The sequence below is a fragment of the Streptomyces sp. NPDC088746 genome (genome assembly GCF_044751065.1).
Lineage (GTDB): Bacteria > Actinomycetota > Actinomycetes > Streptomycetales > Streptomycetaceae > Streptomyces.
This window is the reverse complement of sequence record NZ_JBIVLA010000002.1, coordinates 150,938-173,858: the sequence shown is the minus strand read 5'-3', so window position 1 is coordinate 173,858 and position 22,921 is coordinate 150,938. Positions and strand designations below refer to the sequence as shown.

At 72.1% G+C, this 22,921-nt stretch carries 20 protein-coding genes and 1 riboswitch; of the genes, 13 read left to right on the top strand and 7 right to left on the bottom strand.

All coding sequences use genetic code 11. From position 1 onward, the window contains the following. The first annotated feature begins 1,422 nt into the window (after positions 1–1,422). The 8 genes from ACIP63_RS08145 (at position 1,423) to ACIP63_RS08110 (ending at position 9,854) form a co-directional block, all read left to right on the top strand. A complete protein-coding gene (locus ACIP63_RS08145; protein WP_401512549.1) occupies positions 1,423–2,337 on the top strand; it encodes a hypothetical protein in 915 nt (304 codons plus the stop codon). A gap of 66 nt (positions 2,338–2,403) precedes the next feature. Continuing rightward, positions 2,404–2,826, top strand: a complete 423-nt coding sequence (locus ACIP63_RS08140; RefSeq protein ID WP_104787882.1) for a phage tail protein — start codon at positions 2,404–2,406, stop codon at positions 2,824–2,826. 27 nt (positions 2,827–2,853) lie between these two features. After that, positions 2,854–3,573 carry a LysM peptidoglycan-binding domain-containing protein gene (locus ACIP63_RS08135; RefSeq protein ID WP_393757422.1) on the top strand — a complete coding sequence of 240 codons (720 nt, stop codon included), beginning with the start codon at positions 2,854–2,856 and terminating at the stop codon, positions 3,571–3,573. Then, a complete protein-coding gene (locus ACIP63_RS08130) occupies positions 3,573–5,474 on the top strand; it encodes a VgrG-related protein (protein WP_401512547.1) in 1,902 nt (633 codons plus the stop codon). The genes ACIP63_RS08135 and ACIP63_RS08130 overlap by 1 nt, the downstream gene beginning before the upstream one ends. Before the next feature lie 58 nt (positions 5,475–5,532). Next, a complete protein-coding gene (locus ACIP63_RS08125) occupies positions 5,533–5,985 on the top strand; it encodes a GPW/gp25 family protein (RefSeq protein WP_401512545.1) in 453 nt (150 codons plus the stop codon). Beyond that, entirely contained in the window at positions 5,985–7,943 is a 1,959-nt protein-coding gene (locus ACIP63_RS08120) for a putative baseplate assembly protein (RefSeq protein WP_401512543.1), read from the top strand. Before ACIP63_RS08125 ends, ACIP63_RS08120 begins: the two co-directional genes overlap by 1 nt. A gap of 28 nt (positions 7,944–7,971) precedes the next feature. Next, positions 7,972–8,529 carry a phage tail protein gene (locus tag ACIP63_RS08115; RefSeq protein ID WP_401512542.1) on the top strand — a complete coding sequence of 186 codons (558 nt, stop codon included), beginning with the start codon at positions 7,972–7,974 and terminating at the stop codon, positions 8,527–8,529. Further along, on the top strand, positions 8,526–9,854 hold the full coding sequence (locus ACIP63_RS08110; protein WP_401512540.1) for an NADase-type glycan-binding domain-containing protein: 1,329 nt from the start codon (positions 8,526–8,528) through the stop codon (positions 9,852–9,854). The genes ACIP63_RS08115 and ACIP63_RS08110 overlap by 4 nt, the downstream gene beginning before the upstream one ends. 120 nt (positions 9,855–9,974) lie before the next feature. Here the strand turns inward: ACIP63_RS08110 and groL are convergent, their stop codons facing one another. From groL to thrC, 4 genes are all read right to left on the bottom strand, one after another. Continuing rightward, positions 9,975–11,597 (bottom strand): chaperonin GroEL, encoded by a 1,623-nt coding sequence (gene groL / locus ACIP63_RS08105; protein WP_351272810.1) that lies wholly within the window; start codon positions 11,595–11,597, stop codon positions 9,975–9,977. 308 nt (positions 11,598–11,905) lie between these two features. Then, a complete protein-coding gene (locus ACIP63_RS08100; protein ID WP_003967346.1) occupies positions 11,906–12,112 on the bottom strand; it encodes a cold-shock protein in 207 nt (68 codons plus the stop codon). A 437-nt stretch (positions 12,113–12,549) separates the two neighbouring features. After that, complete coding sequence (locus tag ACIP63_RS08095) at positions 12,550–12,825, bottom strand: MoaD/ThiS family protein (RefSeq protein ID WP_099174090.1); 276 nt, start codon at positions 12,823–12,825, stop codon at positions 12,550–12,552. Positions 12,826–12,852: 27 nt separating this feature from the next. Further along, a complete protein-coding gene (gene thrC, locus ACIP63_RS08090; protein WP_401512538.1) occupies positions 12,853–14,151 on the bottom strand; it encodes a threonine synthase in 1,299 nt (432 codons plus the stop codon). 18 nt (positions 14,152–14,169) lie between these two features. Then, a riboswitch (SAM riboswitch) is annotated at positions 14,170–14,297 on the bottom strand. 153 nt (positions 14,298–14,450) lie between these two features. Between thrC and ACIP63_RS08085 the strand changes: the two genes are divergently transcribed. Both ACIP63_RS08085 and ACIP63_RS08080 read left to right on the top strand, forming a co-directional pair. Beyond that, a complete protein-coding gene (locus ACIP63_RS08085; protein ID WP_401515007.1) occupies positions 14,451–15,401 on the top strand; it encodes a glucosyl-3-phosphoglycerate synthase in 951 nt (316 codons plus the stop codon). A gap of 70 nt (positions 15,402–15,471) precedes the next feature. Continuing rightward, the gene (locus tag ACIP63_RS08080; RefSeq protein ID WP_401512536.1) at positions 15,472–16,848 is read left to right on the top strand and encodes a trehalose-6-phosphate synthase; all 1,377 of its coding nucleotides are present in this window, start codon (positions 15,472–15,474) and stop codon (positions 16,846–16,848) included. Here the strand turns inward: ACIP63_RS08080 and otsB are convergent. From otsB to ACIP63_RS08065, 3 genes are all read right to left on the bottom strand, one after another. Next, positions 16,845–17,690, bottom strand: a complete 846-nt coding sequence (gene otsB / locus ACIP63_RS08075) for a trehalose-phosphatase (protein WP_401512534.1) — start codon at positions 17,688–17,690, stop codon at positions 16,845–16,847. The genes ACIP63_RS08080 and otsB overlap by 4 nt on opposite strands. A gap of 305 nt (positions 17,691–17,995) precedes the next feature. Beyond that, positions 17,996–18,256 (bottom strand): DUF3263 domain-containing protein, encoded by a 261-nt coding sequence (locus ACIP63_RS08070; RefSeq protein WP_401512532.1) that lies wholly within the window; start codon positions 18,254–18,256, stop codon positions 17,996–17,998. 14 nt (positions 18,257–18,270) lie between these two features. After that, a complete protein-coding gene (locus tag ACIP63_RS08065; protein WP_401512530.1) occupies positions 18,271–19,548 on the bottom strand; it encodes an ABC transporter substrate-binding protein in 1,278 nt (425 codons plus the stop codon). Positions 19,549–19,777: 229 nt separating this feature from the next. Between ACIP63_RS08065 and ACIP63_RS08060 the strand changes: the two genes are divergently transcribed. From ACIP63_RS08060 to ACIP63_RS08050, 3 genes are all read left to right on the top strand, one after another. Continuing rightward, complete coding sequence (locus ACIP63_RS08060) at positions 19,778–20,671, top strand: ROK family protein (RefSeq protein ID WP_401515004.1); 894 nt, start codon at positions 19,778–19,780, stop codon at positions 20,669–20,671. Continuing rightward, positions 20,671–21,825, top strand: a complete 1,155-nt coding sequence (gene nagA / locus ACIP63_RS08055; RefSeq protein WP_401512529.1) for an N-acetylglucosamine-6-phosphate deacetylase — start codon at positions 20,671–20,673, stop codon at positions 21,823–21,825. Before ACIP63_RS08060 ends, nagA begins: the two co-directional genes overlap by 1 nt. 161 nt (positions 21,826–21,986) lie before the next feature. Further along, a complete protein-coding gene (locus ACIP63_RS08050; RefSeq protein ID WP_401512527.1) occupies positions 21,987–22,919 on the top strand; it encodes a 1-phosphofructokinase family hexose kinase in 933 nt (310 codons plus the stop codon). Positions 22,920–22,921 lie beyond the last annotated feature (2 nt).

The window sequence follows — 22,921 nt, the reverse complement described above, 5'->3', positions numbered from 1 at the left end:
CGTACGCCGGCCGGTGGCGCGGCCGTTCAGCGCGCGGTGGCCCCGCGTGACCCCTCACCGGGCCGCCCCGGCGACGGCGTGACCACGGGGACGCGCGGCGCCGGAACGCCCCGCGCCGCCTCGTCCGGTGCGGGCTCGACGGGCGGCGCGTCACGTGGTGCCGCCTCGCGCGGTGCTGGTTCACGCGGTGCTGGCTCGCCCGATGCCGGTTCACGCGGTGCCGCCTCGCCCGGCACCGGGTCGCGCGGTGCCGGTTCGCTCGGTGCCGGTTCGCCCGGTGCCGGTTCGCCCGGTGCCGGTTCGCGCGGTGGAGCAGAGGCGGGCGCTTCCAGGACGGAAGGCGCACGCAGCGCTCCTGGCACCGCCCCCGCCGGGCCCGCTCCGGCAGCTGCCCCGGTCCAGCGGGCCGTGGCCGAAGGCGCGGCACCCCGTGGCCCCCGCGACAGGGCAGCCTCCCCACCCGTACGGCCCGCCGGCCCCGGCGGAACGCCACCGGCCGAGCAGAGCGCCCCGCGCGGCCTCGGCCGCCCGACGAACGCGCCCCGGACCGCGCCCGCGCAGGCGGATACGCCCCCGAGCGCGCACCGTGATCCGGCTGCCCCGAGTGCCCCCATAACCTCCGCCGGTCCGCGCGACGCGAAGGCCGCTGTGCAGCGGCGCACCGCCGAGACCGGCAGCCCCGGCACACCGCCGCCCACCGGCGACCGCGCCCGCCCGGTGGCCCCTGCCGCACCTGCCGGGTCGACCGGTCCGGCTGCCCCCGCCCCGCGCGGCGGCACCGTACGTGCTGACGGGCACCCCCCGGTGCGGCGCACCGAGCCGAGGGCCTCCGCCACCGGCCCGGACACGCCTGCCGCCCGGCCGTCCGCGACAGCGGGCTCCGGCAACGGCGGGCCCGGGCGCACCACTTCTCCGGCCTCGGGCTCCCCGGCGCCCGTCCAGCGCGCGACATCGGACACCCGTGGCCCGGCCGCCGGCGCCGCCGCCCCCACCGGCTCTTCGCCCTCCACGGCGCCCGCCCAGCGCGCCACATCGGACACCCGTAGCCCGGCCGCCGGTCCTTCGTCCTCCCCCGCGCCCGTCCAGCGCGCGGCGTCGGACACCCGTGGTCCGGCATCCCCCACACCGCCCACGGCCGCCGCCCACGCCGCCCTCCCGGTCTCGGCCCTCCCACGCACTTCGCCGCCGGGCACGCGCGGCAACACACCGAAGTCGGCCCGCCCGGGGCTCGGCGCCCCGATGCCGGCCGCTCCGGCATCCGCGCCTCTCACGCCGCCCGCACCCGCCTCACAGCCACCGGTGCGGACGGCCCCGCAATCACCGCCCCCCGCCCACGATCCACTGCCCGCCGCGCCGTCCCCGGCCGCGCCGGCCCAAGGCTCCCCCGCGCCCACGCCCCCCGTGCAGCAGGTCCGACGCGCGGTGGCTCCCGCCTCCGTGGGGCAGCAGGTCCAGCGCACCACGGCCGCGCCGCCCGCCGCCGCGATCCGGCGTCGTACCCCGCTCGGCGCCCCGATGTCCTCGGCGCCCACGGACGCGGCCCCGCTCATCGCCCCTCCCACCCCGCCGGCCGTCGGCCCCCGCGTCACCGCACCGGCGTCACCTGCGTCATCCGTCGGCCCGCGGGCCGCCACCACCGCTCCGGCCGTCCCCGCACCGAGCACCCAGGCCCCGCTGCCCCCTCCGCCCCCGCTTCCGCTTCCGGCGCCTCCTCAGGCTGCCCCCCGGCCTCCGGCCGCCGTCCCGCCCTCGTCGCCCACCCGCGTCCAGCGCCGTGCCATGCCCCTCGCCGCCGTACCGCTGCGCGGCCTCACGCCGCCCGGGGCCGCCGCCGCGTCCCCGCTCCCCGTCGCGCCCCTCACCCCGCCGCCGGCGACACCGCCGACGCCCTCCCGCCCCGTACAGTCCAGCGCCGGCAGGGCTTCGGAGCCCAGCGTCCAGCGTCTCGGCGGCGGTTCGTCCATCGGCGCACTCGCCTCTGCGGCCGCCGACACGGTGGCCAACAGCCTGAGCCGTATCCGGCCGCACCGGAGTGAGCGCACCGCCCCGCCCCCGGCCTACGAGCGGCCCTCCGGCAGCCCGCCCCCGGCTTCGCCGCCCCCGTACTCGCCGCCCGCCGGCGGCTCCGTCCCGCCCCCGGGCTCCACGACCTCGCAGCAGGAGCCGCCGCCCGAGTACGCGGCCGTCCCGAACGGCGGGTTCGACCCCCGCGAGCTCACCGACTTCCAGCTCGACGAGCTCGTGCACCGGATCATCGGCCGCATCACCCGCCTCATCCGTACCGAGTTGCGGATGGACCGCGAACGGATCGGCAGGCTCCGCGACCCCCGTCACTGACCGGGCACCCCGCCGTCCGACAGACCACCTCCGCCATAGACGTATCCGACGAAAGGCCCACCCGCGATGCCCCGCCAGGACCCGGGCTCAACCATCTGGTTCACCCTCACCATCGACGGCGAGAGCCTCGGTTACTTCAACGGGTGCGAAGGCCTGTCGTCCCAGGTGGAGATCGAGCAGCGCCAGGAGGGCGGCAACAACGGGTTCGTGTGGCAACTGCCCACCCGTGTCTCCTTCTCCAACATCCGGCTGACCCGTCCCCTCACCCCGGACACCGCCAAGGTCGCCAAGTGGATCTCCTCCGTCCAGACGGGGATCAAGCGGCCGACCGCCCAGATCTCCGCCCTGCGCGCGGACGGGTCGCTGGTCGCCCGCTGGGGACTGATCGACGTACTGCCCGTCAGCTGGCAGGGCCCCAGCCTCGACCCCGGCAACCCGGCCGTGGCCAACGAGGTCCTGGAGATCGCCCACCACGGCTTCACGGACTGACGGCGCCGAAGAGCAGAGAGGAAGACCATGGCCCAGAGCAAGGGCGCCGGCAAGAGCCTCGTACGAGCCGGCCTCGCCATCCACGAGCCACCGGTGGGCACGAGCACCACACCCGGCGCGCTCATGCGGACGTTCAGCTTCGAGTTCAACCCGGCGCAGCTGTCCCTCAGCCAGCGCGCCCAGTGGAAGGCGACGCCGACCGCGGCCGTACGGGACGGCTCGAAGCCGGAGTTCATGGGAGCCGAGCCCCGGGAGATGACCCTGGAGATCTTCCTGGACTCGTCCACGAAGCCGACCGGCAACACCGTGCTGAAGAAGGTGGAGTCGCTGCTGGGCTGCTGCGAGGTGACCGCCAAGAGCATCGCCGCCAACCAGCCCTCGCCGCCGTGGGTGGTCTTCCAGTGGGGGTCGTTCTCCACGGCCCGCTTCACGGCGTACGTCAGCTCCATCGAGGCGTCGTACACCCTGTTCGGCACGACGGGCGTCCCCATCCGCGCCACCTGCCAGGTGCAGCTGCACGAGATCCCCGGCAAGACCAAGGGCCAGAACCCGACCTCCGGGGCGCTCACCGCCCAGCGCGTGCACCAGGTCGTCGCGGGCGACTCGCTCCAGTCGCTGGCATGGCGTGAGTACGGCAACGCCACCGCGTGGCGCGCGATCGCCGAGGCCAACGGCATCGACGACCCGTCCCGACTGCCCTCCGGCACGGAACTCGTGCTGCCCGCCGCGGAGGAGGTGCGTCACTGATGGTGCAGACCGCGTTCTCCAGCATCATGCAGGTCACCATCGGCGGCGCGAAGCTGCCCGCCGCCATCGCCCCGATGCTCGTCGAGGGCTGGGTCGACCAGGGCGCCGGTGTCCCCGCGGCGTTCCGGCTCACCTTCCGCGACCCGTACCACCTGGTGCTCGGCGAGCTGAGCGTGAAGTTCGGCACCAGGGTGGTCCTCACGCCGGTGGCGGACGGCCAGGGCATCGGCAAGCCGCTGCTGACCGGCGAGGTCACCGGCATGGAGGCCGACTACGACGGCACCGGCAGCTTCACCGTCATCCGCGGCTACGACTTCGGGCACCGCCTGATGCGCCAGCGCCGGGTCGCCGCGTACCGCAACCAGTCGGCCTCCGACATCGCCCGCAAACTCGTCGGCATGGACGGCGTGCCCATCGGCCGCATCCAGTCGACGAAGGGCGCGTACGGGTTCATCAGCCAGTCCAACGTCACCGACTGGGACTTCCTCGCCCGGCTCGCCGACGAGAACGGCATGGTGATGTCCCTGGACCCCAAGGGGAAGTTCCGCTTCGTCAAGCCGACCCCGTCGTCCGGCGCGCCCTCGCCCAGCACGGACGGCGACAAGAGCCCCTTCGTCCTCCAGGCCGGCCACGACATCCTGCGGCTGCGGGCCGCCGTCACCGCCGCCGACCAGGTCGGTGAGGTCGAGTCGCGTGGCTGGAACGTCACCACCAAGAAGAAGATCACCGAGGTCTCACCCGCCAAGACCGACCCGGGCATCACCATAGGGCTCACCCCCGGCGAGGCCGCCGGCAAGTTCAAGGCCGCCAAGCTCGTCGAGACCAACAACCCCTACGACAAGCAGGACGAGGTGAGACACGCCTCGCAGGCGCTCGCCGCCGATGTGACCTCGTCCTTCGCCGAGCTGGAGGTCGTGGTCCGCGGCAATCCGGACCTGCGGCCCGGGGTCCCCGTGGCCCTCGCCGACGTCGGCAAGCCCTTCGAGGGGAAGTACACCGTCACCTCCGTACGCCATGTCTTCGGCGACGGGAAGCACTACGAGTCCTGGGTCACCGTCAGCGGCCGCCAGTGGCGCTCGCTGTACGGGCTGGCGTCGGGCGGCGGCACCCCGGACGGCGGGCGGCTGCCCAGCGTCGCCAACGCCATCGTCACCGACGTGCAGGACCCGCTCAAGCAGGGCAGGGTCAAGCTCCAGTTCCCGTGGCTCGACAACACCTACGTCAGCGACTGGGCGCGCAGCGTGCAGCTCGGCGGCGTCGGCGGTGGCGGCGTCTTCCCCATGGACGTCGGCGACGAGGTGCTGGTCGCCTTCGACCGGGGGGCACTGGACCACCCGTTCGTGATCGGCGGGCTCTACAACGGCCGGGACGTGCCCACCAAGAACGACGTGCCCCTGCACGACGGCCTCAAGAAGAAGGCCACCCGGCACACCGTGTCCGACCGCCAGGGCAACCGCGTCGACCTGCTCAGCCAGCGGACCGGCGCACGGAATCAGGGCGTCCGGATCGCCAGCGGCGACGACAGGCTGACCATCAACCTCGACCGCACCAAGACGGAGATCACCGTCGACAGCAAGGGCGCGGTCAGCATCACGGGCAGCCGCTCGGTGTCGGTGGAGGCGGGCACGAACCTCTCACTGAGCGGGCGCCGCGCGGTGACGATCAAGAGCGGCGGTCCGCTCACCCTCCAGGGGCAGGGCATGGTCAACCTCCGGTCCACGGGCGGCGTGGTCAGCGTGAACGCGATGGGTGCCCTGAACCTGTCGGCGACCGGTGCCGCGTCGCTCTCCGCCACGGGGATCATCTCGGTCCAGTCCGTGGCCAACGTGAACATCAAGTCCGTGAAGCTCGACCTCATGGGCGGCTTCTTCGTCAACACCATCAAGTACCCGTTCGGATGACCGAAGGCCCGTACCGGAATACCGGGTCCGTACCGAGAAGAAGGCAGGTGGCTCCCTGATGGCCGAACAGTTCGTCGGTTCCGGCTGGGCCTTCCCGCTGCGCATCGGCCCCACGGGCGGCATCGCCCTCGTCAGCGGGGAGCGGGAGGTCGAGGAGGCCATCAGGCTCGTCCTGGCCACCGCCCCGGGCGAGCGGCCGATGCGCCCCGAGTTCGGCTGCGCCATCCACGACCTCGTCTTCGCACCGGTCAACGAGCAGACCGCCGGCCGCATCCAGCACGAGGTCCACGCCAGCCTGGACCGCTGGGAGCCGCGCATCGAGGTCCACGAGGTCGAGGTCACCGCCGGCGCGGAACAGAACGTCCTCTTCATCGACGTCCGTTACTCCATCCGCGGCACCAACAACCCGCGCAGCCTGGTCTTCCCGTTCTACGTCATCCCCTCCCACGACGAACCCGGGGAGCCGGGTCCCTCCGGCGGCTCCGGTGCCCCTTCCGAAAGCGACGGCTGATGTCTCTGCCCTCCCCCAACCTCGACGACCGCCGCTTCCAGCAGTTCGTCGACGACGCCAAGCGCTACATCCAGCAGCGCGCCCCGGAGTGGACCGACCACAACGTCTCCGACCCCGGTGTCACCCTCGTCGAGACGGTCGCGCACATGGCCGACCAGATCGTCTACCGCCTCAACCGGGTGCCGGAGAAGAACCATCTGGCCTTCCTCGACCTCGTCGGCATCACCCTCTTCCCGCCGGCCGCCGCCCGCACCGACGTCACGTTCTGGCTGTCCGCCCCGCAGGAGGAGGCGATAGCCGTACCGGTCGGCACCGAGGTGGCGACCGTACGCACGGAGCGGGAGAGCGCCGTCGTCTTCGCCACCGAACGTGAACTGACCGTCGTGCCCAGCGCGCTCCGCCACCTCGTGGTGCAGCACCAGGGCGAGCCCGTCGCCGACCGGACCGACGACCTCGCCGAGGGCAAGGACCTGCTCTGCTTCGCCGAGTCGCCCACCCCGGGCGACTGCATGCTGATCGGCCTCACGGCCGCCGTCCCGTACTGCGCCCTCGCCCTCGAACTCGACAGCCGCGTCGACGGTGTCGGCGTCGACCCCCGGCAGCCCCCGCTCGTGTGGGAGGCCTGGACCGAGGACGGCTGGCGGCCCTGCGAGGTCGACCGCGACGGCACCGGCGGTCTCAACCGGCCCGGCGACATCGTCCTGCACATCCCCGGCGGCCACGTCCTCTCCCGCAACGGCGGGCAGGAGGCGGGCTGGCTGCGCTGCCGCGTCACCGAACCCCAGCCCGGCCAGCCCTTCTACGCCACGTCGCCGACCATCAGGTCCGCCGAGGCCTACACCATCGGCGGCACCACCGGCGTCGTGCACGCCGAGGCCGTGTACGACGAGGCGCTCGGCGAGTCCATCGGGCTGCCCGGCCAGCGGCTGCGGCTCACCCACGCCCCCGTGGTCGGCGACGACCCGCCCCTCTGGCTCCAGACCGCAGAGCACGACGGCTGGGAGGACTGGCAGGTGGTCCCGCACTTCGCCGCGTCCCGGCCCGACGACCGGCACATCACCCTGGACGCCGCGACCGGCGAGATCGCCTTCGGCCCCGCCGTCCGCGAACCCGACGGCACCCTCCGCCAGTACGGCGCCGTCGCCCCCAAGGGCTCCGTCATCCGCGCCCGCCGCTACCGCACCGGCGGCGGCCGGGAGGGCAACGTGGCCCGCGGCACCGTCCAGGTCCTGCGCACCTCCATCCCGTACGTCGCCGAGGTCGTCAACCGCGAGGCCGCCCGCGGCGGCGTCGACGGCGAGACGGTCGAGGAGGCCAAGCTCCGGGCACCGATCACCCTCCGGGCCCAGGAACGCGCCGTGACCCTGCGCGACTACGAGGAACTCGCCCGCCGGGCCGCCCCCGAGACGGCCCGCATCACCTGCCTGGAGGGCGAGGAGAGCGAGTACGGCGCCTACGCGATCCGGGTCCTCGTCGTGCCCCAGGCCGTCCCCGACCCCGGCGGCCGGCTCCGCTTCGAACAACTCGTCCCGGGTGACGCGCTGCTCGGCCGCATCACCCGCCACCTCGACGAACGCCGCCTCATCGGCACCCGGGTCGCCGTGGGCCCGCCCTACTACCAGGGGGTCACCGTGGTGGCCACCGTCCACGCCTTCCGCGGGGTGGACACCGACCGCGTACGCCGCCAGGTCCACGACGCCCTGTACCACCACCTCGACCCGCTCACCGGGGGCGCCGACGGCCGCGGCTGGCCCTTCGGCCGCCCGGTCCAGGCGGGCGAGGTCTTCGCCGTCCTCCAGCGCGTCCCCGGTGTCGAACTGGTCGACGAGGTCATCCTGCACCCCGCCGACCCGCTGACCGGCAAGCGCGGCGACCCGACCAACCGCATCGACCTCGAACCGCCGTCCCTGGTCTTCTCCTTCGACCACCGCGTACGCGTGATCGGAGACGGGGCGTGACGGCCGTCATCAGCTCAGGAGGCCACCGATGAGAGGCTCGGTCGACGGCCTCGGCTCGTCCACACCCATCAGCACGATGCTCCCCGCCGTCTTCGCGGAGGACGATCTCGCCCAGCGCTTCGTCGGCGGACTCGACGACGTCCTGGCGCCCATCCTGAACGTACTCGACTGCGTGGACGCCTACTTCGACCCCGCCCTCACCCCGGTGGACTTCGCCCAGTGGCTCAGCACCTGGGTCGGCGCCGAGACCGACGGCACCGAACCGGAGCCACGGTTGCGCGCCGCCGTGGCCGCCGCCGCACGGCTGCACCGCGTGCGGGGCACCCGGCGCGGCCTCTCCGAGGCCGTACAGCTCGCCTTCGGTATCGAACCGGAGATCTCCGAGAGCGGCGGCGCCACCTGGAACGCCCGCCCCATCGGCCCCATCCCCGGCAAGCCCCGCCCCCACCTCCACGTCACCATCGCGCTCCCCGATCCCACCCCCGCGGACACGCACCGCCTGGACGCCCTCGTGGCGGCCGCCCGCCCCGCGCACATGCCCTACACCGTCACCGTGACGGCCGCCGAAAGGACCCCGGAGAGATGACCACGCAGAACTGCGCCGAGTGCGGCACCCGCGCGGAACCGGGTCAGTCGTTCTGCGACGCCTGCGGCGCCGTGCTCAGCTGGAGCCCGGGTCCCCGCACCGGTAACGCGGCACGGACCGCCGGTTCCACCCCGCCCGCCGGCTCCGCGTCGCCCGGCAACGGCCCGGAAGCGACGCCCCCCGCCGGCGTGGGCGTCCACACCGGCGCCGCCGCGACGGCGCCCGGTGAGGCCGGCCCTTCGGCCGCGACACCCGACGCCTCCCGCCTGCCGCGCCACCACCGCGACGTCCAGGAGCCCGGCCGGGCGAACGCGGCGGGCGGCGCGAACGACGGCTGGGCCACCGCCTCGCCCGGCGCCTCCGACGGCCGGCACCCGGGCGAGACCGACCCCACCGTCCCGCTGCCCACCTCGGGCGAGAGCGCGGCCGACCGCGCCCGCTCCCTCCTCGTGCCCGTCGCCGAGCCCGAGCCGTCCCACTCCTCGCCGGCCCCCGCCGCCGCTCCGGTCCTGCCCGGCCGCCCCGACACCGACCGGCCGCAGGTACGCGTCCCCGGCCCCCAGCAGGACACCGGGAACGGCCCGCCCTGCTCCTGGTGCGCCACCCCCAACCGCCCCGACCGCCACTACTGCGCCCGCTGCGCGATGCCGCTGGCCGACAACGACGAACGCGCGCCCGCCCCCCGCCCGTGGTGGCGCCGCCTCGCGGGCTCCCGCCGGCACGAGAACCCCTGGGCCGGCGACAGGCCCCGCATCCGCCGCGCCTTCGACCGCATCGGCACATGGATCACCCTCGCCGTCGTCGTCACCCTGGCCGTACTCGGCGTGATGTATCTCCCCGACGGCATCCAGGCCACCAAGGACCACTTCGCCAAGCGCGCGATGGTCGCCCCCAACGGCCTCGCGGCGTCCCGCTCGTGGACCGGCCACAAGCCGCAGCTCGCCTTCGACAAGGTGAACAACACGTGGTGGGGCCCGGGGGTCGATCAGTCCGGTGCGGGCGAGTGGATCGAGGCCCGCTTCGACCAGCCGACCCGGCTGCTGGACGTGATCATCACCCCGGGTGTGTCCATCAAGGCCGACGACCTGAACAAGTCCGCGCTGCCGCAGCGCATCAAGGCGACGATCACGACCAAGGACGGAAAGCGGTCGACCCGCCATCTGACCCTGGATCAGGGCACCGGAGGCCAGCGACGGGCCTTCCGCGTCGGCGATGCCGTCAAGGTGCGCTTCACCGTCGAGTCGGCCCACGCCGCGTCCTCGGACAAGCAGGTGGCCATCGCCGAGATCGAGTTCTTCGGCCCGTCGAACACCGACGGGTCCTGACCCGCCGCATCAGAACACCGCACCACGGCGACGAACGACGACGCCGGCCCCCGGGAACGAATCCCGGGGGCCGGCGTCGTACGGATACCGCGGTACCGCCTGGAGCTGCTGATCCGAGGATCAGAAGTCCATGTCACCGCCCGGCATGCCGCCCGGAGCGGCCGCAGAGGCCTTCTCCGGCTTGTCGGCGATGACGGCCTCGGTGGTGAGGAAGAGCGCTGCGATGGACGCGGCGTTCTGCAGAGCGGAGCGCGTGACCTTCGCCGGGTCGATGATGCCCTCGGCGATCATGTCGACGTACTCACCGGTCGCGGCGTTGAGGCCGTGACCGATCGGCAGGTTGCGCACCTTCTCGACGATGACTCCACCCTCGAGACCACCGTTGACGGCGATCTGCTTGAGCGGGGCCTCCAGCGCGAGCTTCACGGCGTTGGCGCCCGTGGCCTCGTCACCGGTCAGGTCGAGCTTCTCGAAGACGGCCGAGGCCTGGAGCAGAGCCACGCCACCACCGGCGACGATGCCCTCCTCGACGGCGGCCTTGGCGTTGCGCACCGCGTCCTCGATGCGGTGCTTGCGCTCCTTGAGCTCCACCTCGGTGGCGGCGCCGGCCTTGATGACGGCCACGCCGCCGGCCAGCTTCGCGAGGCGCTCCTGGAGCTTCTCGCGGTCGTAGTCCGAGTCGGAGTTCTCGATCTCGGCACGGATCTGCTTGACGCGACCCTGGACCTGGTCGCTCTCGCCGCCACCGTCGACGATGGTCGTCTCGTCCTTGGTGATAACGACCTTGCGGGCGGTGCCGAGCAGGTCGAGACCGGCGTTCTCCAGCTTGAGACCGACCTCCTCGGAGATGACGGTGCCACCGGTGAGGATGGCGATGTCACCGAGCATGGCCTTGCGGCGGTCACCGAAGCCCGGAGCCTTGACGGCGACGGACTTGAAGGTGCCACGGATCTTGTTGACGACCAGGGTCGACAGCGCCTCGCCCTCGACGTCCTCCGCGATGATCAGCAGGGGCTTGCCCGACTGCATGACCTTCTCGAGCAGCGGAAGGAGGTCCTTCACGTTGCTGATCTTGGAGTTGACGATCAGGATGTACGGGTCGTCGAAGGACGACTCCATGCGCTCCATGTCGGTGGCGAAGTACGCCGAGATGTAGCCCTTGTCGAAGCGCATACCCTCGGTGAGCTCGAGCTCCAGACCGAAGGTCTGGGACTCCTCGACGGTGATGACGCCTTCCTTGCCGACCTTGTCCATCGCCTCGGCGATCTTGGCGCCGATCTCGGTGTCGGCGGCGGAGATGGAGGCCGTCGAAGCGATCTGCTCCTTGGTCTCCACGTCCTTCGCCTGCTCCAGCAGAGCGGCGGAGACGGCCTCGACGGCCTTCTCGATGCCACGCTTCAGAGCCATCGGGTTGGCACCGGCGGCGACGTTGCGCAGGCCCTCGCGGACGAGCGCCTGGGCGAGAACGGTGGCGGTGGTCGTACCGTCGCCGGCGACGTCGTCCGTCTTCTTGGCGACCTCCTTGACCAGCTCCGCACCGATCTTCTCGTACGGGTCCTCGAGCTCGATCTCCTTGGCGATGGAAACACCATCGTTGGTGATCGTGGGCGCGCCCCACTTCTTCTCGAGGACGACGTTACGGCCCTTGGGGCCGAGGGTGACCTTGACGGCGTCGGCGAGCTGGTTCATCCCGCGCTCGAGACCGCGCCGTGCCTCCTCGTCGAACGCGATGATCTTGGCCATGTGAAGTGGTCCTCCCGGACAGGGGTGGATTTCTCCGGACCGAGTGGCGCCCGCGACGGACGGCCAGCGTGCTCGGTGGTTCCTTGCCCCACCGGGCCTGCGGGCCTCACCGGCCCGGTCCAAGTTTTCTGTCACTCTCACCTGGAGAGTGCTAACGCCAATGATTAGCACTCGACCCCTGCGAGTGCAAGCGTCATCCTTCGGATGTGGACATCCTGGGGGCGTACGGACGCACGTGAGGCCCGTACCCCTGGCCGGGGTACGGGCCTCACGTGCGTGAGTAGTGTCGTTGGCCGACCGCGCCGAGCTCAGCCGACGGCGAGCTTGACCATGTCCGCCTGCGGCCCCTTCTGGCCCTGCGAGATCTCGAATTCAACTCGCTGACCCTCTTCGAGGGTGCGGTACCCGTCCATCTGGATCGCGCTGTAGTGGACGAAAACATCCGCACCACCGTCGACCGCGATGAAGCCGTACCCCTTCTCCGCGTTGAACCACTTGACGGTGCCCTGAGCCATGCCTAACTCCCCTATTACTGGCCCTTGCACGAGCACCGCACTTCGCGGGCCCGGGTCAGAACTCACCCTCCGACAGGAGAGGGTGGCGTGCGCCGGAACGCGTCGACCGCGGCCGAATGTATCTGCCCAACTGCCCTCTGCAACAGGTCAATCGGACGAGAATTCTGGGCACAGGTGACCGCACGCAAGGGGGGAATTCATAGGATTCCAGGGCAAGTCGGGCCTGACAAAGGCCACTTATGCCACAAGGAGTTCACTTACTTTGGCTGCTTCTTGTCGCGGCCGGGCGCATTCTCATATGCGGGCGGCACGGGCAGCTGCGGGGACTTCCCCAACTGTACCGTGCTCAACCATGCAGAATGGCCCCCTCCGCTTTCCCGCGGAGGGGGCCACTGTGCTCACGTCATGCGGTCGGGCGCCGTAAGGCCCCCGGGGGATCAGCCTCCGGCGACGGCCGGGATGATCGAGACGCCCGCGCCGTCCGGGGTGACCGCGTCCAGGCCGCCCTCGAAGCGCACGTCGTCGTCGTTGACGTACACGTTGACGAAGCGGCGCAGCTTGCCCTGGTCGTCCAGGACACGGGCACCGATGCCCGGGTGGTTCTGCTCCAGGGACGCGATGACCTCGGAGAGGGTGGCACCCTCGGCCGGGACCTCGGCCTGACCGCCCGTGTAGGTGCGGAGGATGGTGGGGATACGGACCTTGACGCTCATGTGGGTGCCTTCCTTCGGTCTCGGGTGTCAGTTGGCGGCGGCGAGGCCCGCGTCGCGGAACGCGTCCAGGCTGGGCCGGATCGTCGCCGACAGGCCGGTCGTGGGGGCGACCGCGTCGAGCGTCTTCAGTCCGTCGCCGGTGTTCAGGACGACGGTGGTGAGGGACGGGTCGAGCAGGCCGGCGTCGATCAGCTTCTTCGTCACGCCGACCGTCACCCCGCCCGCGGTCTCCGCGAAGATGCCCTCGGTGCGGGCCAGCAGCTTGATCGCGTCGACGACCTGCTCGTCGTTCACGTCCTCCACGGCGCCGCCGGTGCGCCGGGCGATGTCCAGGACGTAGGGGCCGTCGGCCGGGTTGCCGATCGCCAGGGACTTGGCGATGGTGTTCGGCTTCTGCGGACGCACCACGTCGTGGCCGGCCTTGAAGGCCGTGGAGACCGGGGAGCAGCCCTCGGCCTGGGCGCCGAAGATCTTGTACGGCTTGTCCTCGACGAGGCCGAGCTTGATCAGCTCCTGGAGCCCCTTGTCGATCTTCGTGAGCTGCGAGCCGGACGCGATCGGGATGACGAGCTGGTCGGGCAGCTGCCAGCCGAGCTGCTCACAGATCTCGTACGCCAGGGTCTTGGAGCCCTCGCCGTAGTACGGCCGGAGGTTGACGTTAACGAAGCCCCAGCCCTCGCCGAGCGGGTCGCCGATGAGCTCCGAGCAGAAGCGGTTGACGTCGTCGTAATTGCCCTCGATGCCGACCAGCTCGCCGCCGTACACCGCGGCCATGACGACCTTGCCCTGCTCCAGGTCGTGCGGGATGAACACGCAGGAGCGGAAGCCGGCGCGGGCGGCGGCGGCGCCCACCGCGCCGGCGAGGTTGCCGGTGGAGGAGCAGGAGAGGGTGGTGAACCCGAAGGCGCGGGCGGCCTCGACGGCGATGGCGACGACACGGTCCTTGAAGGAGTGCGTCGGGTTGCCGGAGTCGTCCTTGACGTACAGACCACCGGTGACGCCCAGCTCACGGGCCAGGTTGTCGGCCTTGACCAGCTTGGTGAAACCGGGGTTGATGTTGGGCTTGTCCGCGACGTCGGCGGGGACCGGCAGCAGCGGCGCGTAGCGCCAGATGTTGTTCGGGCCCTCGGCGATGCGCTTCTTCAGCTCTTCGGGGGAGCCGCTCGGCAGGTCGTACGCCACTTCGAGCGGCCCGAAACAGGACGCACAGGCGAAAATGGGGCCGAGCTCGAAACGCTCGCCGCATTCGCGGCAGGAAAGCGCCGCGGCGGGACCGAGGTCCACTGCGGAGGTATGGGTGTCGGCTGCGACTGTCTGCACGGCCATGATGGCGGAGGCCCTTTCTCCTCATCTTCCTTGCGACGTATTTCGCCACAAGACGGAATTGGCACCTTCCCCACCGTGACCTCGCGGTCGGCAGGAGGGTTGCCGGGACTTCAACGGGCCGTTCCCTCAGTCCCTCTGGATGAGCGCTATGGCACCGGACCATGGATCCGGGCGTTTATTCGCGGACCGACCCCGACATGCGAGGGTCATCCGCGTTGTTCAAGACTGTAACCGAAGCACCGGACGATCGAGATAGTCGTCCGAACCGCGAGATGGATCACATACAGGGAGTACCGACCGTGCTGGAAGAGGTGGAACGCTGGCTGACCAGGCGTTCCTGGTCTGCTGCCGACCGCCCGCTGGACCGGCTCACGGCCGCGCGGGCGAAGGATCCGCACCGCTCGCGCGTGAGCGTCGTCCTGCCCGCGCTGAACGAGGAGGCGACGGTCGGCGCGATCGTCGCGGAGATCCGGCGCGAGCTGATGGAGAAGGTCCAGCTCGTCGACGAACTGGTGGTGATCGACTCCGGATCCACCGACGCCACCGCCGAGGAGGCGCGGCTGGCCGGCGCCCGGGTCGTGCACCGGGACGCGATACTCCCCCGGATTCCCGCCCTTCCCGGCAAGGGCGAGGTCCTGTGGCGATCACTGCTGGTGACCAGCGGGGAGATCGTCTGCTTCGTCGACGCGGACCTCAAGGACTTCTCCGCCGGCTTCGTCTCCGGGATCGTCGGCCCGCTGCTGACCGACCCCTCGGTGCAGTTCGTGAAGGCCATGTACGACCGGCCGCTGGGCGACGCCGCGGGCCAGGGCGGCCGGGTGACCGAATTGGTGGCCCGCCCGCTGCTCAATCTGCACTGGCCGAGCCTGGCCGGCTTCGTCCAGCCGCTGGGCGGCGAGTACGCGGTACGACGCTCCCTGCTGGAGCAGCTCCCCTTCCCCGTCGGTTACGGAGTGGAGCTGGGCCTGCTCGTCGACGCCCTGCACACGGTCGGCCTGGACGCGCTGGCCCAGGTCGACGTCGGCGTACGCAAACACCGCCACCAGGACGGCCAGGCCCTCGGCCGGATGGCGGCCACGATCTACCGGACGGCGCAGCTGCGGCTCTCCCGGGGGACCCTCGTGCGGCCCGAGATCACCCAGTTCGAGCGGGGGCCCGACGGGTTCGTCCCGCACACCCATGCGGTGGACACCGAGGAACGCCCCCCGATGCGCGAGATCGCGGAGTACGCCTCCCGAAACGCGGCGTAACGGTTCTTCCCGTCCGGCTCCGCCCCCACTTCACGTTTGGCGGCTTCCCGAACGGGCTAGGTTCGGGTACATGGTCTCCGAGCACGCTGCCCAGGTACTCGTCGCGTCCAACCGCGGCCCGGTGTCGTACACACGGCGGGAGGACGGCACGCTCGACTCGAAGCGGGGCGGGGGCGGGCTCGTCTCCGGCCTGAGCGCCGTCGACGACAAGCTGTGGGTGTGCGCCGCCCTCGGCGACGGCGACCGCGAGGCGGTCCGGCGCGGTGTCTCCGAGCCCGGCGTCCGGATGCTCGACATCGACGCCGGGGTCCACGCGGACGCGTACAACGGCATCGCGAACTCCGTGCTCTGGTTCGTGCACCACATGATCTACGAGACGCCGGTGGAGCCCGTCTTCGACGCGGAGTTCCGCCGGCAGTGGGCCTCCTTCGAGGCGTACAACCAGGCCTTCGCCGAGGCGCTCGCCGAGGAGGCGGGCGAGGGCGCGGCGGTCCTGGTGCAGGACTACCACCTCTCGCTGGTCCCCGGCCTCCTGCGCGAGCTCCGGCCCGACCTGCGGATCGGGCACTTCTCGCACACCCCGTGGGCGCCCGTCGACTACTTCCGGCTGCTGCCCGACGACATCGGCGAGCAGTTGCTCAACGGCATCCTGGGCGCCGACCGCGCCGCGTTCCTCACCCGCCGCTGGGCGGACGCCTTCATCAGCAGCTGCACGGAGATCCTCGGCGGCACCGGCCGCACCCGGATCGGGGTGCACGGGCTGGGCGCCGACGGGGACTTCCTGCGCCGCCGCTCCCACGAGGCGGACGTGGACGACCGCATGGAGATCCTGCGGGAACAGGTCGGCGCGGACCGCCGCACGATCGTGCGGGTGGACCGCACGGAGCTCTCCAAGAACATCGTGCGCGGCCTGCACGCCTACCGTGCGCTGCTGGAGGAGCGCCCCGAATGGCGTGAGCGCGTGGTGCACATCGCCTTCGCCTACCCCTCCCGGCAGGACCTCTCGGTCTACCGCGACTACACGGCGGAGGTGCAGCGGGTCGCCGACGCGATCAACGCGGAGTACGGCACCGAGGGCTGGACCCCGGTCCTGCTCCACGTCGACGACGACTTCGCCCGCTCCCTGGCGGCGTACCGGCTGGCGGACGTGGCCCTGGTCAACCCGATCCGCGACGGCATGAACCTCGTCGCCAAGGAGGTCCCGGTCGTCTCGGACCACGGCTGCGCGCTGGTGCTCTCCCGCGAGGCGGGGGCGTACGAGGAGCTGGGCGAGGACGCGATCGTGGTCAACCCGTACGACGTGTCGGCCACGGCGGCGGCGCTGCACGAGGGGCTCACGATGGACCCCGACGAGCGCGGCGCCCGCTCGAAGCGCCTGGCCGCCGCCGCGACCGCGCTGCCACCGCAGCAGTGGTTCCTGGACCAGCTGGACGCGCTGCGGGCCTAGGACTGTGTGACGCGCCCGGCGATGGAACGGAGCAGTTCCGCGACCGCCGCCGGGCCCGACAGCAACAGGTCGGCGCGGTCGGCCAGTTCGGGGACCTCCGTGCCGCTGCACACCAGCAGACCTGCGGTGCCCTGGGTGCGGAGCTTCTCCACGGCGGCGTAGGCGGCGAGGTCGCCGAGGTCGTCACCGGCGTAGAGCACCGTCTCGGCGCCGGTCTCCTTCACGTACTCCTCCAGCGCCACCCCCTTGTCCATGCCCGGCGGGCGCAGCTCCAGGACGAGACGGCCCGGTTCCACGATCAGGCCGTGACGCGCGGCCAGGTCGCCCAGCGGAGTGCGCAGTGCCTCGAAGGCGACCTGCGGGTCGGCGGCACGGCGGGTGTGCACGGCGACCGCGCGGCCGCCCTTCTCCTCGACCCAGACACCGCTGTCCGCGCCTTCCAGCACTGCGGGAAGCGCGGCCCGGACGGCCTCGACGCCGGGGTCCGGCGGCGGGGCGTGGACGGTGGCGGTGGCGGCGTCCCAGCGTTCGGCGCCGTAGTGCCCCAGGACGACGAGGTGGTCCAGTCCCGGCGCCCCCGCGAAGCCTCCGTACCGTACGGCGGTGTCGGCCGGGCGGCCGGTGATCACGGCGACGGCGGCGACCTGGGGGGCGAGCGCGGAGAGGGCCGGGACGACATCGGGGTGCGCCCGGGACCGCTCCGGGTCCGGGACGATGTCGGCGAGCGTGCCGTCGAAGTCCAGCGCGACGACCGCACGGGAGGGACGGGCCAGGAGCGCGGCGAGGCCTTCGCGGCCGGCCTGGGTGGACGGGGTCGGGATGGGGTGTGCCGAATTGCCCATGGCCCGAGCGTAGCGTCGAGCAGAACTAAACCCAGCCCAGTCGCCATCCCTTCGGCTCACCGGGGCAAACCAACCCGCCGTCACCCCTGCGGCTCACCGGGGCAAACCCAGCCCCGCCGGCGTTTGAGGCGCGGGGCCCGGGGCGGAGCCCCGGCACTGACCGGAGCAGAACCCAGCCGTCGGCCCCGACGCCCACCGGGGCAGGGCCCCAGCCCGCCGTCACCCCTGCGGCTCACCGGGGCAAACCCAGCCCCGCCGGCGTTTGAGGCGCGGGGCCCGGGGCGGAGCCCCGGGAGGGCCGGGGCTCAGCGCCGCCCGCGCCTCGCGTCCCGGACCCGCCGCAGCCGGTTCACCGTCACCGGGTCCGCCTCCAGCGCCCGCCGGTCGTCCAGGAGCGCGTTGAGCAGCTGGTAGTAGCGGACCGGCGAGATGCCCAGGTCTTCCCGGATCGCCCGCTCCTTCGCACCGGGGCCCGGCCAGGAGCGCCGCTCCACGGCCAGCACCGCGCGTTCCTGGTCGGAGAGCGGGGCAGCGGAGTCCGCGTCGTCAGCGGGAGGGCCGGTCATATGAACCAACCTACCTACTCGGCACTCTCCGCCTGCCGGGCCTGGGACGCGATGTCCACGAGCACGCTCTCCGGGCTGCCGCCGGGCTCGACCGCCGAGCCGATCTTCTCCTTGATGCTCTCGCTGGCCTGCGCCCACGACGTCTTGCCGAACGGGTACAGCTGCGAGTTCGGCAGCGCCGACAGGAACTCGCGCAGCTGCTTGTGCTTGCTGTCCGACTCCATCGCGGCGGACGCGGTGCCGGTCACGGGCAGCAGGTCGTACTGGTCGGCGAAGGCGAGCACGTTCTCGTCCGTGTAGGCGAAGTCGAGGAACTTGCCGATCTCCGCCCGGTGGCCGTTCTGCTTGAAGCCCATCATCCAGTCGGCCACGCCCATCGAGCCCTTGGTCGGCCCCTCGATCCCGGGCAGCGGGACCATGCCGACCTCGACGCCCTTCTTCTCGGCCTCCTGCATCAGCGTCGGGTGGCCGTTGAGCATGCCGACGTCACCCTGGGTGAACGCGTCGAAGGCCTTCGCCCGGTCGAGCTTCCCCGGGGCGACGGGACCGGTGAGGCCCTTGCCCACGAGGCTGTTCTTCAGCCACTTGAAGGTCTCTATGTTGGCCTGGGAGTCGATGTTGTAGTTGCCGACCTCGTCCGTGTAGCCGCCACCCCCGCTGAGCAGCCACATCAGGGTCTCGGCCTGGGACTCCTCCGGGCCGAGCGGCAGTGCGAAGGGGTAGGTCACACCGCGCTGCTTAAGCACGGTGGCGTCGCTCTGGATGTCGTCCCAGGTCTGCGGTGCCCCGAGGCCCGCCTTGGCGAAGAGGCCCTTGTTGTAGAAGAGGAGCCGGGTGCTGGCCACGAACGGGAGGCCGTACAGAGTGTTGTCGACCTCTCCCGCGTCGGTGAGCGAGGGCAGGAAGTTCGACCCGGTGCGGATGGCGATCATCTCGTCGGCGGCGTAGAGCTTGTCCGCCTTGGCGAAGTCGGCGTACGCACCGATCTGCGCGATGTCGGGGGCCTCGCCGGCCTTCACCATCTCGGCGACCTTGCGGTCGACGTCCTTCCAGGAGTAGACGCTGACCTCGACCTTGATGTCGGGGTTGGCCTTCTCGAACTTCCCGGCGACGTCGTCCCAGTACTTCTGGGAGCTGTTCTCCGCACCCGTACCGTAGTCGGCCGCGACGAGTCGCAGGGTGACGTCGCCGCCCCCGGTGTCCGAACCGCACCCCGACAACGTCGCCGTCATCCCGAATGCGGCCACCACCGCGGTCAGACCCACAAAGCGCCGCTGCACAGCCTTGCCCATCCCTACATTGGTCGACGCGGACACCATCGCTCCCGACGGCGAACCCGCGATACTGCCTCAACGACCGCACGGAGGTCTACACCACCTGCGTATCGATTCGGCAATCTAGCAGGACCGTTTTGTATGGGTGCTCAACAAACCACGATAGTGGACTAGACCTTTTAGGGGTCGGCGGGCGAAACTGTCTTCCGTGAGACACGTCATCGCCCTCGATGTGGGCGGCACAGGAATGAAGGCCGCTCTGGTCGGGGCCGACGGCACCCTGCTCCACGAGGCGCGCCGGGCCACCGGCAGGGACCGCGGCGCCGAGGCCGTCGTGGAGACGATCCTCCGCTTCGCCGAGGACCTCCGCGCGTACGGCGAGGAGCACCTCGGCGAGAGTGCCGCCGCCGCCGGGGTCGCCGTGCCCGGCATCGTCGACGCGGAACGCGGGATCGCCGTCTACGCCGCGAACCTGGGCTGGCGCGACGTGCCCCTGCGCAAGCTGCTCGGCGAACGGCTCGGCGGCATACCCGTCGCGCTCGGCCACGACGTCCGGACCGGAGGCCTCGCCGAAGGACGGATCGGTGCCGGCCAGGGAGCGGACCGCTTCCTGTTCGTGCCGCTGGGCACCGGGATCGCCGGCGCCATCGGCATCGCGGGCACCATCGAGGCGGGCGCCCACGGTTACGCGGGCGAGATCGGCCACATCGTGGTCCGGCCGGACGGCCCGGACTGCGGCTGCGGCCAGCGCGGCTGCCTGGAGACCCTCGCCTCGGCCGCCGCCGTGTCCAGGGCCTGGGCCGCCGCGTCCGGAGACCCCGACGCGGACGCCGCGGACTGCGCGAAGGCCGTCGCCTCGGGCGACCCGGCGGCCCTGCGCGTGTGGCGGGACGCCGTCGACGCGCTGGCCGCCGGACTGGTCACCGCGCTCACCCTGCTGGACCCCCGCACGCTCATCATCGGTGGCGGTCTTGCCGAGGCAGGGGAAACCTTGTTCACACCACTGCGTGCGGCTGTCGAGGAACGGGTCACGTTCCAGAAGCTGCCTCACATCGTCCCGGCGGCCCTCGGGGACACCGCCGGATGCCTGGGCGCAGGGCTGCTCGCCTGGGATCTACTCTCCACGGAGGTTTCCGCCTGATGGCCGGACGCGCAGACAGCACGGTTCTCGCAGGTGCCCGGGTGGTGCTTCCCACCGGCACCGTCGAGAACGGCCGGGTGATCGTCGAGGGCACCCGGATCGCCGGCAGCACGCGGGAGGACGCCCGGACCGTCGACCTCTCGGGCCACTGGGTGGTCCCCGGATTCGTGGACATCCACAACCACGGCGGCGGTGGCGCGTCCTTCGCCACCGGTACCGCCGAGGACGCCCTGACCGCGGTGCGGGCGCACCGCGCCCACGGCACGACGACCGTCGTCGCCTCGACCGTCACCGGCGAGATGGACTTCCTGGCCCGACAGGCCGGCATGCTCTCCGAACTGGTCGAGCAGGGCGAGCTCGCCGGAATCCACTTCGAGGGCCCCTTCATCTCCCCGTGCCGCAAGGGCGCCCACAGCGAGGGCCTCCTCCGCGACCCCGACCCCGCGGAGGTCCGCAAGCTCCTCGACGCGGCGCGCGGGAGCGCCAGGATGGTCACCCTCGCCACCGAACTCCCGGGCGGCATCGAGTCCGTACGGCTGCTCGCGGAGCACGGGGTGATCGCCGCCGTCGGCCACACGGACGCGACGTACGAGCAGACCGTCGAGGCGATCGACGCGGGCGCCACCGTCGCCACGCACCTCTTCAACGCGATGCCCGCCATAGGCCACCGCGCGCCCGGCCCGGTCGCGGCGCTCCTGGAGGACGAGCGGGTCACCGTCGAGCTGATCAACGACGGCACGCACCTGCACCCCGCCGCCCTGGAGCTCGCCTACCACCACGCCGGCGCCGGCCGGGTCGCGCTGATCACCGACGCCATGGACGCGGCCGGCGGGGGCGACGGCTTCTACGAGCTCGGGCCGCTCGCCGTCGAGGTCAAGGACGGCGTCGCCCGCCTGGTGGAGGGCGGCTCGATCGCGGGCTCCACCCTCACCCTGGACACCGCCTTCCGCAGGGCCGTGACCGTCGACCGGATCCCCGTGGACGACGTCGTCCGGTCCATCTCCGCCAACCCGGCCCGGCTCCTCGGCCTGTACGACCGGATCGGCTCACTGGACCCGGGCAAGGACGCCGACCTGGTGGTCCTGGACGCGGACTTCGCGCTCAAGGGCGTCATGCGCCGGGGCGAGTGGATCGTGGAGCCCCCGGTCGGCTGACGGGCGGCTGAACACGTGACGACCGGCGGTTGAACACGTAACGAAGAGACGGCGGTTGTCCCCGAAACCTGGGACGGCCGCCGCCTCTTTGGCATGATCACCAGGGACGGCGCCGCGGGGAGACGGCGCGTGGGCACGGACGATCAAGGGGGCCGGTACAGGTGATACTGACCGTCACGCTGAACACGGCACTCGACCTGACCTACGCCGTCCCCGCACTCGTCCCGCACACCAGCCACCGCGTCGACGACGTGACCGAGCGCCCCGGCGGCAAGGGCGTCAACGTGGCCCGGGTGCTCTCCGCGCTCGGCCACGAGACCGTGGTGACCGGCTTCGCCGGCGGCGCCACCGGAGCGGTCCTGCGCGAACTCCTCGGCGCACTCCCCCACCGTCCCACCGACGCGTTCGTCACCGTCGCGGGGAACACCCGCCGCACCCTCGCCGTCGTCGACCGCTCCAGCGGTGACACCACCCAGCTCAACGAGCCGGGCCCGCTGATCGGCGCCGGCGAATGGGCGGCCTTCCTCGGCACGTTCGGAGAGCTCCTCCCCGGGGCCGCGGCCGTCGCCCTCTGCGGCAGCCTGCCCCCCGGCATCCACGTCGGCGCGTACGCGGAACTCGTACGGCTCGCCCGCGCGGCCGGCGTACCCGTGCTCCTGGACACCGACGGCGAGCCCCTGCGCCGCGGCATCGCCGCCCGCCCCGACCTCGTCAAGCCGAACGCCGACGAACTCGCCCGGCTCACCGGCGCCCGCGAACCCCTGCGCGCCACCCGCGACGCCCGCCGCCGGGGCGCGCACAGCGTCGTCGCGTCGCTGGGCGCGGACGGGCTCCTCGCCGCCACCCCCGACGGCGTCTGGCGGGCCGCACCGCCGACCGCCGTACGGGGCAACCCCACCGGCGCGGGCGACTCCGCCGTGGCCGGACTGCTCTCCGCCCTCGCCGAAGGGCTCGGCTGGCAGGACCGGCTGATCCGCGCGGTGGCCCTGTCCACGGCGACCGTGCTGGCCCCGGCGGCCGGCGAGTTCGACCGCGCCGCCTACGAGGACCTGCTGACCCGGGTCACCGTCGAACAGCACGCACCGGCGGCCTGACC